Below are 14,203 nucleotides of genomic sequence, written 5' to 3' on the forward strand. Positions count from 1 at the left end.
CCGGCCGTATTTCATTCCATAGGAGGGCGTGACGCCGAGCACCTTCACCTTCCTCTCCGCCCTCGTCGGCCTTCCCGTCGTGGACGCCGCCACGGGCCGCCGCATCGGGACCGTCGACGACCTGAGCGCGGAGCTGCGCGAGATGTACCCGAAGGCCAGCGGGCTCGTGGTGAGCGCCGGCTGGCGCAAGGGCCGCGCCACGGTCCCCTGGAAGGACGTGCAGAAGATCCTCGACGGCGACCGCGTGCTCGTCGCGACCCCCCCCTTGGAGTTCTCCCCCCGCCCCGCGCTCGCCCCCAACGAGATCCTGCTCAAGGAGGCCTTCTGGGACAAGCAGATCGTGGACATCTCGGGCTCGAAGGTCGTCCGCGTCAACGACCTCCACCTCCTGCGCGAGGAGCCCAACATCTGGCTCGTGCACATGGACGTCGGCATCACCGGTCTCTTCCGCCGCCTGGGCTGCCAGCGCTGGGCGCAGGCGCTGTTCCGCCTCTTCTTCGGCGTCTCCATGAAGGACCGGCTCATCTCGTGGAAGTTCGTCCAGCCCGTGGCCGCGGGCGTCGGCGGCGACGCGCTCGCGCTCAAGGTCCACCACTCGAAGCTCTCCGAGCTCCATCCCGCCGACCTCGCGGAGATCTTCACGGACCTCGGGCACGACGAGCGCGAGGCGGTCCTCCACGCGCTCGACACCCCGACCCGGGCCAAGCTCTTCCAGGAGCTCCCCATGAAGGTCCGCGTCCAGACGGCGGACCTCATCGAGCCCGACGGGCTCAGGGACATCGTCGAGGCGATGGCGACCGACGAGGCCGTGGACTTCGTGGCCCAGGCGCCCAGGGCCATGCGCGACACGCTCCTCCCGAGTCTGAGCCCGGAGAAGGCCGGTCAGATCGGCCGCCTCCTCGAGCTCTCGCACCGGGTGGCCGGGAGCATCATGAACACGGAGTTCATCGCCGTCGCGCCGGACGCGAGCGCCCGCGAGATCCTCGAGCGCATGCGCGCCGCGGCCCCGCGCAAGGAGTCCATCTACCACGCCTACGTCGAGGACGCGCGCGGGCTCATCGGCGTCGTCACCCTGCGCCAGCTCCTCACCGTCGACCCCTCGCACCCGGCCTCGAAGTTCATGTACAAGCGCCCCGTCAGCATCGGGCTCGACGAGAGCATCCAGGAGGTCGCGGAGCTCTTCGTGAAGTATGATTTCACGGTCCTCCCCGTCGTCGACGCGAAGGACCGCGTGCAGGGCATCGTCGCCATCAAGGACGCCTTCCTCGCCGTCTCCCCCGACCTGCGCGCCCTGGAAGAGGCCTCGCAATGAACGCGGCCCTGAAGAAGCTCCGCGAGAGCGCCTGGCTGCGCAACCTGGCGGTCTTCCTCGCCGTGCTGGGACCCGGGATCATCACCGGGAGCGTGGACAACGACGCCGGCGGCATCACCACCTACTCGGTGGCCGGCGCCCTCTACGGCTACGACCTGCTCTGGACCCTCATCCCCTCCTTCGTCGCCCTGCTCGTCGTCCAGGAGATGAACGCCCGCATGGGCATCGTCACCGGGAAAGGCCTCGCCGACCTCATCCGCGAGAACTTCGGCGTGAAGATCACCTTCATCGTCTCCCTGGGCCTCGTCGCCGCGAACATCGGCAACACCGCCACCGAGTTCGCGGGCGTCGCCGGCAGCCTGGCGATCTTCGGGGTCAGCAAGTACCTCTCGGTGCCCCTGGCCGCGATCGGGGTGTGGTTCCTCGTGGTCAAGGGCGACTACAAGTCCACGGAGCGCATCTTCCTCGTCTTCAGTCTCTGCCTCTTCTCCTACATCGTCTCGGCCTTCCTGGCGAAGCCCGACTGGGGGGAGGTCGGCAGGGCCCTGCTGCGCCCGCAGGTCCAGCTCGACGGGCAGTACATCTACATGGTCCTCGGGCTCGTCGGGACGACGATCGCCCCCTGGATGCAGTTCTACATGCAGGCCGCGGTCATCGAGAAGCGCATCAAGATCGAGGAGTACCGCTACGCCTTCTGGGACGTCGTCGTCGGCTGCGTCGCGACGGTGGTCGTGGCCTTCTTCATCGTCGTCGCCTGCGCCGCGACGCTCCACAAGAACGGCGTCGTCATCCGGGAGGCCAGCGACGCGGCGATGTCGCTGCGTCCCTTCGCCGGGCACTTCGCCTCCGAGCTCTTCGCCTTCGGCCTCTTCGTGGCCTCGGTGTTCTCGGCGACCATCCTCCCGATGGCGACGGCGTTCTACGTCTGCGAGGCCTTCGGCTTCGAGGCGGGCGTCAGCAAGCGCATCGACGAGGCCCCGCAGTTCTACGCGCTCTTCGCCTTCATCATGGCGGCCTCGGTCGCGATCATCCTCATCCCCGGCGCGCCGCTCATCTCCATCACCATCGGGACGCAGGTCCTCAACGCGATGCTCCTGCCCGTCGTGCTCGTCTCGATGATCCTCATGGTCAACGACCCGAAGATCATGGGCGAGCACGTCAACAACCGCTTCCAGAACCTCGTGGGCTGGGCCACCACGGTGATCCTCCTCGTCCTGACGGCCATGCTCCTCGCCTCCCCCCTCGTCGAGCGCCTCTCCGGCCGTGCCTGACGGGTGCTATAATCCTCTGACATGCTCAAGCGCTACGCGATCGTCAACGGACGGCCGGAGGAGTCCCCCACCGCCGACGCCCCCATATGGGTCTTCTTCGCTCCCGAGGAGGACGAACGCCGGCGCCTGGAGACCGAGTTCCACCTCGACGCGCACACGCTCGCCTCCGCCCTGGACCCCGACGAGCCCTCGCGTCTGGAGTTCGAACCCGACCACCTCGTCCTCATCTTCAAGCGGCCCAAGAACTACTCCGCCAAGGACCACTTCATGTTCAAGGTGGCCTCCACGGGCCTCTTCCTCTTCAAGGACCGCCTCATCGTGGTGATCTCCGAGGACCTCCCGCTCTTCGGCGGCAAGCTCTTCCAGAGCTGCGAGAGCATCGAAGAGGTCTCCCTGCGGCTCCTCTATCTCTCGATCCACCACTTCCTCGAGCACCTGAAGGTCATCGTGATGATCTCCGACGAGATCGAGGGGAAGATCAACGTCTCGATGGAGAACAAGTACCTCCTCAACCTCTTCAGTCTCGAGAAGTCGCTCGTCTACTACCTCAACGCCATCAACTCGAACACCTACGCCATCGACAAGCTGCGCAACCACCTCGCCAAGACGGCCTTCACTCCGAAATGCCGGGAGCTCCTCGACGACATCGGCATCGAGAACACCCAGTGCTACCGGCAGGCCGAGATCCACTCCAACATCCTCGCCGGCCTCATGGACGCGCGCGCGTCCATCGTGGGGAACAACCTGAACATCCTCATGAAGAAGCTCAACGCCATCGTCGTGGCGGTCATGGTGCCGAGCTTCTTCGCGGGGGTGGGAGGGATGTCCGAGTGGACGATGATGACGGGGAAGACGGACTGGCGGGTCTCCTACACGCTCTTCATGCTCGTCATGCTCCTGCTCGGCGCGGTGACCTACTGGGCCATCGCGAAGCTCGAGAAGAACTGAATCAGCGCCGACGCAGGTCGATGCGGAGCGCGCGTCGGCTGCGCCGCTCGAAGCGGAGCAGGCGCACGCGCTCGCCGGAGGAGAAGGAGGCCGGCGCGGGCTTTCCCTCTCGCAGGACCGCCGTCCGGGCGTCCACGAGGAACTCGGAGACCTGACCGAGCCGGTCCTTCAGCCGGAGGACCCCGGTCGCCGCGTCGTAGGAGACCACGGTCCCCGAGACCTTCGAGGTCCCCTCGACGGCGTCCCTCGGTCCCGCTCGGGACGCAGGGGCGGCGAAAAGGCGCGCCGGCCCCCCGAGGAAGGGGATGACGAGAAGCACGACGGCGAGGGCCGCGGGACGCACATCTATACTACGACCGACGGCGGGATTCGTTCGGGGAGACCGCTACTTCAAGCGGGCGGCGAGCTGCTCGAGCAGGTCCTGGGAGACGTCGCCGATGAGCGTGTAGAAGGTCCGACCTCGCTGGAAGCGCATGAACCGTCCGCTGCTGGTGAGGCCGAGCTCCCCCGGACGCATGGGCCCCGCGGGTTCGAGGATGGCGTCCTTGGGCAGGCGCACCGGACGCGCGGTCTGGAAGACCGAGACGACGGCGAGGCCGTCGGTGTAGCGCGCCTGGCGCACCGTGCCGCGGCCGACCTCGAAGAAATCCGCGCTCTCGAAGACGAAGCCGGCGGGGAGGTCCCGGGGGAAGGTGACCTTCCCCCCCGCCGCGCGCCGGAGCTCCTCGAGCGAGAGGTAGTCGGGGTCGAGACCGTGCTCCGAGACGACGCTCCCCGTCGGGATGGAGAGCGTGAAGAGCTCGTCGTCGATGTCCGGCCGCGGCGTGAAGTGGCTGAGGCGGGAGAGCACGGTGAAGGAGCCCTTCTCGCGGAAGAGGCGGGACTCCAGCACCGCGGAGGTCTCCTGGTCGATCCACATCCGCTGGGAGGGCTTCCCGGCGGCCAGCGGGGAGATCTCCAATCCCCAGACCTTGCGCCCGGCGCGAGTCCCCTCCCCCAGCGAGGCGACCCGGTAGTTGCGGAGCAGGAGCTCGATGTCCTCGTCGGGGCCCGAGGGCTTCGGGGAGCTCTTCACCGCGTCGCCCTCGAGGACGCGCTTCTCGCGCGGCAGGTAGACGTGCTCCTTGCTCCCGTCGCTGACGACGAGCCGCTCGGGACGGCCGTCCGGGGCCAGGAACTCCCAGCGGTAGCGGTTGGGCGGGTCGAAGTAGACGCGCGCCTCCTCGGCGCGGGTCTTCTTCCCGTACCAGCGGATGACCTCCATGCGCCCTTCGTAGGCGCCCGTGGGACCCGCGGCGACCCGCCGCAGGAGCTCCTGAGGCTCCGGAGCCTTCGTCGCGGCGCCTGCGGCGGTGCACAGGAGCGCCGCGGCCCCGGCCGCCCGCAGGAGGCCCTTCAGACGCCCGTCAGAAGCCATCCAGAAACCCCGTTGATACGCGAAAACGCGGGTTTCGAGCCTCCGGCGAGGCAAGAGGACCGCAGCGTACTGGAGGTACGCGGCGGTCCGAGCAACGACGCCGGAGGCCGAAAGCCGCGTTTGCAGGCGCAGCGGGGTTTCTGGATGGCTTCTAGTCATGCTCCCCCTGCTCCGATTCGAAGGAGGCGGAGAAGCTCGAGGCCAGCAGGTCGCCGTGCGGCACATGGCTCTCCGCCTTGTAGCGGGAGTGGGCGGCGGAGAGCGCCTCGAGGGGGATCTCCTCCTCTTCGGCCGGGTAGAGCCAGAGTCCCATGACCAGGGCGGCGAGCGCCAGCGCGCCGGCGGGGACCCAGACGACGGGAGGCCTCAGCGCGCCGAGGACCCGCTCCCAGAGGCCGGGCGCCGCTCCGTGCCGGGCTTCGAGCGCCGCGACGAGGTCGGCGGGGGCGCGATGCGGCCGCGCGGCGGCCATGGCCCATTTGACCTCCGAGAGACGCTCCTCGCGGGCGCGGCAGGACGCGCAGGCGCCCAGGTGCGCCTCGACGCGGTGGCGCTCGTCGCGGTCGAGCTCCCCGTCGATGTAGGCCGAAAGCAGCCGGGATTCCTCATGAGCGCTCATGACACTCCTCCGCCCGTCTTCGAGAACCGTTCGAACTCCCGCCTCAAAAGCAGCCGTCCCTGGTGCACCCTGGACCGGACCGTCCCGACGGGACAGCCCAGGACCTCCGCGATCCCGTCGTACGACATGCCCTCGATGTCGCAGAGGGCCACGGCGGCCCGATAATGGACCGGAAGAGCGTCGAGGGCCCGCTGCAGCAGCGTCTCCCGCTCGCGCCGGAGCAGGGCCTCGATCGGCTCCTTGTCGGTCCCCGGGAGGATCTCCTCCCAGGCCGTCTCCTCGACCGGGGGCGGCGCGTCGAGCGAGACGCTGTGCCCGTGCTCGTAGCGCCGCACGCGGTCCAGGAAGACGTTGTGCAGGATCCGGTGGACCCAGGCGTCGAAGGGCTTCGCGGGGTCGTAGCGGCCCCTGTGCGCGAACGCCCGGGCGAACGCCTCCTGCACCAGGTCGCGAGCGTCCTGCTCGTTCCCGGAGAGCCGGTAAGCGAAGTTGTAGGCCTTGTCGGCGCAGCGCCGGATGAGGTCCGCGAACTGCTTCGCCTCTTCCGGCCGCGCCGGGGCCGCGGGATCGTCCATCATCATCCCCTCACCGTCTCCCTATCTAATACGGACGGGCGCCGGGAAGGTTCGAAGTCCGCCCTCAGCGGTAGTTGGTGAACTGCAGGTCGATCTTGAAGTCCTTCCCCTTGAGGAAGGCGATGGCCTGCTGAAGGGCGTCCCGCGAGCGGCTCGTGACCCGCAGCTGGTCGCCCTGGACCGAGGGCTGGACCTTGAGCCCCGACTTCTTGATCTCGGCGACGATCTCCCGGGCCTTGTCCGAGGGGATGCCCTGGGTGATCTTCACGACCTGCCGGGCGCGTCCGCCGAGCGAGGATTCGGCCTTCTGGGGGTCGAAGTTCTTGAGCGGGATCCCGCGCTTGGCCAGGCGGGCGGCGAGCACGTCGAAGAGCGCTCTGAGCTTGAACTCGTCGGAGGATTCCAGCACGAGCTGGGACTCCTTCTCCTGGAGCGTGATGCCGGAGCCCGTGTCCTTGAAGTCGTAGCGGTTGACGATCTCCTTGAGGGCGGTCTGGACCCCCTCGCTGACGAACTGCATGTTCACCTTGCTCACGACGTCGAACGACGATTCGTCGGCCATAAGTTCCTCCGTTATCACCTCCCCTCTCCCGCCACGCGGGAGAGGGGGCGGGGGTGAGGGGGCCGAAGGCCCCCCTCTCCCGCCCCATACCCCGACACGCGACGTCAGTCGAGCATGGGAAGACGAATACGTTTGCTCTTCGCCGTCTTCACGGCGATGTCGTAGCCCGCGTCGGCGTGGCGCGCCACGCCGAGGCCGGGGTCGTTGGTGAGGACCCGTTCGAGGCGGACGTCCATCTCCTTCGTGCCGTCAGCCACGCAGACCTGGCCCGCGTGCTGGGAATAGCCGATGCCCACCCCTCCGCCGTGGTGGACGCTGACCCACGAGGCGCCGGAGGCCGTGTTGAGCAGGGCGTTGAGGATGGGCCAGTCGGCGACCGCGTCGCTGCCGTCCTTCATCGCCTCGGTCTCCCGGTAGGGGCTCGCCACCGAACCCGTGTCGAGGTGGTCGCGGCCGATCGCCACGGGCGCGGAGAGCTTCCCCGACCGGACGAGCTCGTTGATGCGCAGCCCCATCTCGGCGCGCGCGCCCTGGCCCAGCCAGCAGATGCGCGCGGGCAGGCCCTGGAAGTGGATCTTCTCGCCGGCCATCTTGATCCAGCGCGCGAGCGCCTCGTCCTTCGGGAAGAGGTCGAGCACCGCCTGGTCCGTCACCGCGATGTCCTTGGGGTCTCCGGAGAGGGCGGCCCAGCGGAAGGGCCCTTTGCCCTCGCAGAAGAGCGGGCGGATGAACGCCGGCACGAAGCCCGGGAAGTCGTAGGCGTTCTTCACGCCGGCCTTGTGGGCCATCGTGCGGATGTTGTTGCCGTAGTCGAAGGTGGTCGAGCCCTGCGCCTGGAGCTCCAGCATCGCCCGGACATGGATCGCCATGGACTCCATGGAGCGCTCCACGTAGCCCTTGGGGTCCTTCGCGCGGAGCTCCGCGGCCTGCGCGAGCGAAAGGCCCTTGGGCACGTAGCCGGTGAGCGGGTCGTGGGCCGAGGTCTGGTCGGTGACGATGTCGACCTCGACCTTGCGGCGGACGATCTCGGGCAGGAGTTCGGCGCAGTTTCCCACCAGTCCGACCGAGACGGCCTTGCGCGTGCGCCGCGCCTCGAGCACGCGCTTGAGCGCCGCGTCGAGGTCGGTCTCCATGAAGTCGAGGTAGCCGGTCTTCAGGCGCTTCTCGATGCGGGAAGGGTCGACGTCGATGCCGAGGAAGGCCGCTCCGTTCATCGTCGCGGCCAGCGGCTGGGCCCCGCCCATCCCGCCGAGCCCGCCGGTGAGCACGAAGCGCCCGGAGAGGGTGCCGTTGAAGCGCTGGCGGGCCGCCTCGGCGAAGGTCTCGTAGGTGCCCTGCAGGATGCCCTGCGTGCCGATGTAGATCCAGGAGCCGGCCGTCATCTGGCCGTACATCATCAGCCCCTTCTTCTCGAGCTCGTTGAAGACGTCCCAGTCGGACCATTTGCCGACGAGGTTCGAGTTCGCGATGAGCACGCGCGGCGCGTAGGGGTGGGTGCGGAAGACGCCGACCGGCTTGCCCGACTGCACGAGGAGGGTCTCGTCGTCCTCGAGGGCCTTCAGCGAGGAGACGATGCGGTGGTAGCACTCCCAGTTCCGAGCGGCCTTGCCCTTGCCGCCGTAGACGACCAGGTCCTCGGGGCGTTCGGCGACCTCGGGGTCGAGGTTGTTCATGAGCATGCGCAGGGCGCCTTCCTGCTGCCAGCCCTTGCAGTTGAGCGTCTTCCCCCGCGGGGCGCGAATTATATTGGTAGTAGTGGTCGTCATGTCACGGTGCTCCTTCCGTTCCATCGCTCTTCCTCACTGCCCTCCCCCTTCGGGAGTGCGAGCTCTCAGCTTCCTTGCTGCGCTCGCTCCCGGCGCCGAAGGCGGCGGCGAGGGGCAGTATAAGGCGTTCTTCCTTACAACTTCAGCAGGTCCTCCAGCGTCCGGACCTCTTTGGTCTTCTTGAAATCGGCGAGGAAGCGCTCGAAGACCTGGCGGAGCAGGTCGGCGTCGCGGCCCGCCCGGTGCGCGCCCGCCGCGTCGAGGCCGTAGTGGGAGACGATGGCCCCGAGCCGGTTCGAGGGGAAGCGGTAGTGCTTGCGCGCCCAGCGCAGGGTGTCGAGCACGTGGACCTTCGGCATCTCCCGCCCCGCGTAGCGGAACTCGGAGGCGAGGAAGCCCAGGTCGAAGTTCGCGTTGTGTCCGACGAAGACCGCGTCCGCGAGCAGGCCCTCGACCGCGTCGGCCAGGTCCGCGAAGCGGGGCTGGCCGGACACCATCTCGTCGGTGATGCCGTGCACCATGCGCGCGCCGAAGTCGATGGGACAGCCGGGGTCGACGAGGCGGCAGAAGGACTCCAGGGTCTTCCCGGCGCGGACCTTCAGCACGGCGATCTCGCAGACGCGCCCTCCGCTCTTCGGGGACAGGCCGGTGGTCTCGGTGTCCACGAAGGCGAAGGCGACGTCGTCGATGGCCTGGGCGCTCACGCGTCCCCTATTTCGACGTCAGGTTGAACACCCCGTCCCAGTCGGCGGGCGGCGGGACCTTGAGGTAGTCGGAGCAGGTGCTGACATAGAGCTTCGCCGGCTTGTCCCCGGGCAGGACCTTGAGGACGCCCTCGAAGGCCTCCTTGGCCTTCGCGAAGTCGCGCTTCGCGTAAAGCTCGAGCCCGCGGTTGTACTCCGGAAGCGCCTTCTGCCACTCGGGCTTGAGCGCGCCCTTCTTGGCGAGCAGCTCGTAGACCTTGATGGGGATGGCCTTGCCGACGACGCGCACGCGGCCGAGCTCGCGGCCCTCGACCGCCGTCTTCGCCTCCTCGTAGGTGCTCTCGCTGGCCATGACGGTGGAGCCGAAGAACTTGTTGGCCCCTTCCAGACGGCTGGCGAGGTTCACGTCGTCGCCGAGCACCGTGTAGGCGAGCTTGCGCGCGGAGCCCGTGTTGCCGACGACGACCTCTCCCGAGTTCAGGCCGATGCGCACGGCCGGCTTCTCGGGGATGCTCGGGTCCACGTAGCTCTGGTTCAGGCGTTCGATGACCTCGAGGCACTCCACGGCCGCGGTGCAGGCGTGCACGCGGTGGCCGGGGGTGTCGAGCGGGGCGTTCCAGAAGGCCATGATGCAGTCGCCGATGTACTTGTCGACGACGCCGTGGTTGCGCAGGATGGTGTCGGTGAGGTCGGTGAGGTAGGTGTTGAGGAACTTGATGAGGTCCTCGGGGGTCATCTTCTCCGAGATCGTCGTGAAGTGGGCGATGTCGAGGAAGAACACGGTCATGTCGCGCTTGTCGCCGCCGAGCCGGATCTTGGTCGGGTCCTTGACCAGGATGTCGACGACCTCGGGGGAGACGTACTGGCCGAACATCGCGCGCACCTCGCGCTTCTGCTTCTCCTCCATGAGCGCGCGGTGGATGATGAGCACGATGAAGGTCCCGGTCAGCGCGAGCAGCGGCGAGTAGAAGTCCACGCGGTAGAGGGCGTGGAACGCCCCCCAGCTCGCCGCGCCCCAGAGCGCGAGGAGGCCCATGAACGCGAGCGCCGAGTTCAGGAGGTTGAGGTGGATGAGCTGGTAGGCGATCGCGCCCAAAAGGACGATCAGCAGCAGCGACGCCCACAGGGGGACCGTCCGGAAGTAGCGGTCGTTGAGGACGTTGTCGATGAGGTTGGCGTGCGTCTCGACCCCGGGCGCCTGCCCGTCGAACGCCGTCGGGAAGTGGTCGTAGTAGCCGAGCGTCGTGGAGCCGATCAGCGTGATGCCGCCCTTGAGCGCCTCCCGCTCCTGGGCGTCGAGCTTGTCCTCGATGATCTTCCAGGCCGGGATGCGCTTGATCCCGTATTCCATCACCATGATGTCGCTCTCGACGCCGTTGGCGTCGCGGCTGCGCATGGCGACGCGCTCCTGCTGGCCGCGGACGTTGAGCGCGACGAAGTTGCCGAGACTCTTCAGGTACGAGTCCACCGGCTTGCCCTCGAAGATCGAGAGGACCTTCACGCCGAGGGTGGGGAGCCGTTCCGCGTCCTGCGCCCAGCCGTCGCTCATCGCCGTGGGGGAGCGTCCGACCATCAGCGGGACGTTGCGCACGCTGCCGTCGTTGTCGATGAAGGGCTGCGTCACCAGCCCGACGGACTTGGCCACGGCCTTCAGCCCCGGGAAGGGATAGAGGAAGTTGTTCTGGTTCAGCGTCCCCGGGTCCACGCCGATCGCGTGGACGATCCGGTCGCCGTACCTCTTCGTCACCCGGATGAGCGCCTGGTCCTCCGCCGGCCGCGAGGGGTCGAAGAACATGACGTCGACGCCGACGACCTTGACGCCGTTCCTGAAGAGCCCGTCGAAGAGCTTCTCGTAGACGCTGCGCGGCCAGGGGAACTGCCCGATCTTCTTAAGAGAGGTGTCGTCGAGCGTCACGATGCGGACGCGGGCGTCGGCCTGCTCCATCCCGCGCATGCGGTAGAGCGTGTCCATCCACTTGTCGTCGAGTCCGGCGAACACCCGGAGGATCTGGAGGAGGCTGAGCAGCAGGATCCAGCCGACGGTGAAGCGCACGGGGAACCGGGATTTCTCAGCCTTCTTCTCTTCAGCCATGATCCGCTCCTGGATATCCGAGGGTGCTCGACGACTTCAGAGTCCCGTCCCGGCGAAGAGGCGCCCCCAGCCGGCGGTGTAGGAGAGCGCCCACGAGGTGAAGCGTCCGAACCAGCCCGCCGCCAGCAGGAGGCCGAGCGCGGCGAGCAGGACGCCGGTCGCCTTCTCGACGGCCGGCAGGTACGGGCCCACGCGCTTGAGCGCGCGGGAGAAGCGCTCGACGGCGAGCGCGCAGAGCAGCAGCGGCACGGCGAAGCCCGCGGAGTAGGCGGAGAGCAGGAGGACGCCCTGCCCGACGGAGCCCTCGCGGGAGGCCATGATGAGGATGCCGGCGAGCACCGGACCCACGCAGGGCGTCCAGCCCGCGGCGAAGGCGGCGCCCACGAGCACGGAGCCGAGGAAGCCGGCCGGCTTGTCCTGGAAGCGGAAGCGGGCGTCGCGGTAGAGGAACGCGGCCTTGAGCAGGCCGAGCATCCAGAGCCCGAGCAGGAGCAGGACGACGCCGCCGACGCGCTCGATCCAGGCGCGGTGCGCCATCAGCGCGCCCCCGGCCGCCGAGGCCGAGGCGCCCAGGGCGATGAAGACCAGCGAGAAGCCCAGGATGAAGAACCCCGAATGGACCAGGGTCGTGCGCCGCGAGCCCTGGCGCAGCAGCCCCTCGTAGGTCGTCCCCGTGAGATAGGCGAGGTAGACCGGGATGAGCGGAAGGACGCAGGGCGAGAAGAAGCTCAGCGTCCCCGCCCCGAAAGCGATCCCCAGATTCATGCGCGCACCCCCGGCAGGGTCTCGGCCACCGCGGCGCCGATGCCGCTGAGGTTGTCGACGACCCGGATGCCGACGCGCGCGAGCGCCTCGACCTTCGAGGCGTGCGTGCCGGCCCCTCCTTCGATGATGGCCCCGGCGTGGCCCATGCGGCGGCCGGGCGGGGCGGTCTTCCCGGCGACGAAGGCGAAGACGGGCTTGTGCATGTGCTTCTTGAAGAACTCCGCCGCCTCCTCCTCCGCCGAGCCGCCGATCTCGCCGATGAGGACGGCGGCCCGCGTCTCCTCGTCCGCCTCGAAGAGCCGGAGGATGTCGGTGAAGCTCGAGCCGGCGATGGGGTCGCCCCCGATGCCGACCACCGTAGACTGGCCGATGCCGAGCCCGGTGAGCTGCCAGACGGCCTCGTAGGTGAGCGTGCCGGAGCGGGAGACGACGCCGACCGGTCCGGGCTTGTGGATGTAGCCGGGCATGATGCCGGCCTTGCACTGCCCGGGGGTGATGACGCCGGGGCAGTTGGGGCCCACGAGACGGACCGTCCGTCCCGCCGCCTCGCGCTCGCGCAGGACGCGCTTGACCCGGGCCATGTCGAGGACCGGGATGCCCTCGGTGATGCAGATGACCGTCCGGATCCCCGCGTCGACGGCCTCGAGGATGGAGTCGGCCGCGGCGGGCGGAGGCACGAAGATGAGCGAGACGTCCGCGCCGGCGAGCTTCACGGCGTCGACGGCGGTGTCGTAGACCGGGACGCCGAGATGCGTCGTCTTGCCCTTGCCGGGCGTCAGGCCCGCGACGACGCGGCTGCCGTACTCCATGCACTGCTTCGCGTGGAAGGTGCCGGTGGAGCCGGTGAGCCCGTGGACGACGATGCGGGAGTCCCTGTTCAGCAGGATGCTCACGGCCGCACCTCCTTCGCCGCCGCGACGGCCTTCTGGGCGGCGTCCCAGAGGCTGTCCGCCTGCGTCATGGGCAGGCGGGAATCGTGCAGGAGCTTCTTGCCCTCGCGCACGTTGGTGCCTTCCAGCCGGACGATGAGCGGGACCTTCATCTTCACGCGCTTGGCCGCGGCGATCACGCCCTCGGCGATGACGTCGCAGCGCATGATGCCGCCGAAGATGTTCACGAGCACGGCGCGGACCTTGGGGTCCTGGAGGAGGATGCGGAAGGCGGCCGTGACCTGCTCGGCCGTGGCGCCGCCGCCTACGTCGAGGAAGTTGGCGGGCCGGCCGCCGGCGAGCGCGATGATGTCCATGGTGCCCATCGCGAGGCCCGCGCCGTTGACCATGCAGCCGATGTCCCCGTCGAGGCTGATGTAGTTGATCCCGACCTTCTGGGCCTGCTTCTCGAGCGGGCTCGACTCGAGGTCCCTGCGGCCGGCGAGCTCCTCCTGCCGGAAGAGCGCGTTGTCGTCGGTGACGATCTTGCCGTCGATGGCGCAGAGCTTGCCGGAGGCGTCGACGATGAGCGGGTTGACCTCGACGAGCGAGGCGTCGTAGTCGATGAAGACCCGCACGAGCGCGCGCAGGAGCTTCACGAAGGAGCCGACCTCGGCGGAGGGGATGCCGAGGCGGAAGGCGAGGCGCCGGGCCTGGAAGGCCTCGAGGCCGCGGCTCGGGTCCACGGGCTCCTTGAGGATGGCGTCCGGTCGGGAGCGGGCGAGCTCCTCGATCTGCATGCCCCCCTCGGCGGAGGCGATGACCACGGGGCGGGCCTCGCGGCGGTCGAGGACGACGGAGAGATAGATCTCGCGGGCGATCTTCGAGGCCTGGTCCACCAGGACCTCGCGCACGACGAGGGCCGCGCCGTGGGTCTGGTGGGTGGCGATCTTCATGCCGAGCATCGCCTTCGCGGCGAGGCGGGCCTCGGCGGGGGTCTTCACGACCTTCACGCCGCCGGCCTTCCCCCGTCCGCCGGCGAGCACCTGGGCCTTGAGCACCCAGGGGCCCTTCCCGGCGCGGCGCAGGGCGGCGGGGAGCTGCGCCGGCTTCGTGAGGACCCCTCCGGTGCGCGGCACGGGGATGCCCCGGCGGCGGAAGATGTCCTTGGCTTCGTGTTCGAGCAGTTTCATTCGGGCCCTCGACGGACTCCTTGGTCCGATTTTTATATTATCATATTGAAAAGAGCGGCCTCCCGCCGGCCTGCACGACCGCCACGGGACGCCCGGAGCCCTTCATCGCC

Annotated in this window: 14 protein-coding genes; 3 read left to right on the forward strand and 11 right to left on the reverse strand. The window is 68.6% G+C overall.

Annotation, left to right across the window (positions count from 1 at the left end):
- Positions 1 to 28: 28 nt before the first annotated feature.
- Genes WC969_07310 through WC969_07320 form a run of 3 tightly spaced genes read left to right on the forward strand, consistent with a single transcriptional unit; the run spans position 29 to position 3,531 of the window.
- Positions 29 to 1,312, forward strand: a complete 1,284-nt coding sequence (locus tag WC969_07310; protein MFA6029644.1) for a CBS domain-containing protein — start codon at positions 29 to 31, stop codon at positions 1,310 to 1,312.
- Entirely contained in the window at positions 1,309 to 2,583 is a 1,275-nt protein-coding gene (locus tag WC969_07315) for an Nramp family divalent metal transporter (GenBank protein ID MFA6029645.1), read from the forward strand. Before WC969_07310 ends, WC969_07315 begins: the two co-directional genes overlap by 4 nt.
- Before the next feature lie 21 nt (positions 2,584 to 2,604).
- Positions 2,605 to 3,531: a magnesium transporter CorA family protein gene (locus WC969_07320; protein MFA6029646.1), complete on the forward strand. Its 927-nt coding sequence runs from the start codon at positions 2,605 to 2,607 to the stop codon at positions 3,529 to 3,531.
- Between the two features lies 1 nt (position 3,532).
- On the opposite strand, the gene WC969_07325 is transcribed toward WC969_07320, so the two are convergent.
- The 11 genes from WC969_07325 to sucC form a co-directional block, all read right to left on the reverse strand.
- On the reverse strand, positions 3,533 to 3,874 hold the full coding sequence (locus WC969_07325; protein ID MFA6029647.1) for a hypothetical protein: 342 nt from the start codon (positions 3,872 to 3,874) through the stop codon (positions 3,533 to 3,535).
- Between the two features lie 42 nt (positions 3,875 to 3,916).
- Positions 3,917 to 4,948, reverse strand: coding sequence for a sigma-E factor regulatory protein RseB domain-containing protein (locus tag WC969_07330; GenBank protein MFA6029648.1), 1,032 nt, complete (start codon positions 4,946 to 4,948; stop codon positions 3,917 to 3,919).
- A 151-nt stretch (positions 4,949 to 5,099) separates the two neighbouring features.
- On the reverse strand, positions 5,100 to 5,567 hold the full coding sequence (locus WC969_07335) for a zf-HC2 domain-containing protein (protein ID MFA6029649.1): 468 nt from the start codon (positions 5,565 to 5,567) through the stop codon (positions 5,100 to 5,102).
- Positions 5,564 to 6,148, reverse strand: coding sequence for a sigma-70 family RNA polymerase sigma factor (locus tag WC969_07340; GenBank protein ID MFA6029650.1), 585 nt, complete (start codon positions 6,146 to 6,148; stop codon positions 5,564 to 5,566). The genes WC969_07335 and WC969_07340 overlap by 4 nt, the downstream gene beginning before the upstream one ends.
- Positions 6,149 to 6,206: 58 nt before the next feature.
- The gene (locus tag WC969_07345; GenBank protein ID MFA6029651.1) at positions 6,207 to 6,704 is read right to left on the reverse strand and encodes a YajQ family cyclic di-GMP-binding protein; all 498 of its coding nucleotides are present in this window, start codon (positions 6,702 to 6,704) and stop codon (positions 6,207 to 6,209) included.
- A 104-nt stretch (positions 6,705 to 6,808) separates the two neighbouring features.
- A complete protein-coding gene (gene hutU, locus WC969_07350; protein MFA6029652.1) occupies positions 6,809 to 8,470 on the reverse strand; it encodes a urocanate hydratase in 1,662 nt (553 codons plus the stop codon).
- A gap of 134 nt (positions 8,471 to 8,604) precedes the next feature.
- Positions 8,605 to 9,174 carry a 3'-5' exonuclease gene (locus WC969_07355; protein MFA6029653.1) on the reverse strand — a complete coding sequence of 190 codons (570 nt, stop codon included), beginning with the start codon at positions 9,172 to 9,174 and terminating at the stop codon, positions 8,605 to 8,607.
- Positions 9,175 to 9,181: 7 nt separating this feature from the next.
- Positions 9,182 to 11,266: an adenylate/guanylate cyclase domain-containing protein gene (locus WC969_07360; protein ID MFA6029654.1), complete on the reverse strand. Its 2,085-nt coding sequence runs from the start codon at positions 11,264 to 11,266 to the stop codon at positions 9,182 to 9,184.
- 36 nt (positions 11,267 to 11,302) lie between these two features.
- On the reverse strand, positions 11,303 to 12,031 hold the full coding sequence (locus WC969_07365) for a cytochrome c biogenesis CcdA family protein (GenBank protein MFA6029655.1): 729 nt from the start codon (positions 12,029 to 12,031) through the stop codon (positions 11,303 to 11,305).
- Entirely contained in the window at positions 12,028 to 12,924 is an 897-nt protein-coding gene (sucD, locus tag WC969_07370; protein ID MFA6029656.1) for a succinate--CoA ligase subunit alpha, read from the reverse strand. Before sucD ends, WC969_07365 begins: the two co-directional genes overlap by 4 nt.
- Positions 12,921 to 14,093, reverse strand: coding sequence for an ADP-forming succinate--CoA ligase subunit beta (sucC, locus tag WC969_07375; protein ID MFA6029657.1), 1,173 nt, complete (start codon positions 14,091 to 14,093; stop codon positions 12,921 to 12,923). The genes sucD and sucC overlap by 4 nt, the downstream gene beginning before the upstream one ends.
- Between the last annotated feature and the right edge of the window lie 110 nt (positions 14,094 to 14,203).

The sequence above is a fragment of the Elusimicrobiota bacterium genome, assembly GCA_041660925.1.
GTDB lineage: Bacteria > Elusimicrobiota > Elusimicrobia > UBA1565 > UBA1565 > JBAZUV01.

Bases quoted from the DNA above. Each gene is read 5' to 3' on its own strand.
- WC969_07315 (MFA6029645.1), top strand. From the start codon at position 1,309: ATGAACGCGGCCCTGAAGAAGCTCCGCGAGAGCGCCTGGCTGCGCAAC.
- WC969_07320 (MFA6029646.1), top strand. From the start codon at position 2,605: ATGCTCAAGCGCTACGCGATCGTCAACGGACGGCCGGAGGAGTCCCCC.
- WC969_07330 (MFA6029648.1), bottom strand. From the start codon at position 4,948: ATGGCTTCTGACGGGCGTCTGAAGGGCCTCCTGCGGGCGGCCGGGGCC.
- WC969_07335 (MFA6029649.1), bottom strand. From the start codon at position 5,567: ATGAGCGCTCATGAGGAATCCCGGCTGCTTTCGGCCTACATCGACGGG.
- WC969_07340 (MFA6029650.1), bottom strand. From the start codon at position 6,148: ATGATGATGGACGATCCCGCGGCCCCGGCGCGGCCGGAAGAGGCGAAG.
- WC969_07345 (MFA6029651.1), bottom strand. From the start codon at position 6,704: ATGGCCGACGAATCGTCGTTCGACGTCGTGAGCAAGGTGAACATGCAG.
- hutU (MFA6029652.1), bottom strand. From the start codon at position 8,470: ATGACGACCACTACTACCAATATAATTCGCGCCCCGCGGGGGAAGACG.
- WC969_07360 (MFA6029654.1), bottom strand. From the start codon at position 11,266: ATGGCTGAAGAGAAGAAGGCTGAGAAATCCCGGTTCCCCGTGCGCTTC.
- WC969_07365 (MFA6029655.1), bottom strand. From the start codon at position 12,031: ATGAATCTGGGGATCGCTTTCGGGGCGGGGACGCTGAGCTTCTTCTCG.
- sucC (MFA6029657.1), bottom strand. From the start codon at position 14,093: ATGAAACTGCTCGAACACGAAGCCAAGGACATCTTCCGCCGCCGGGGC.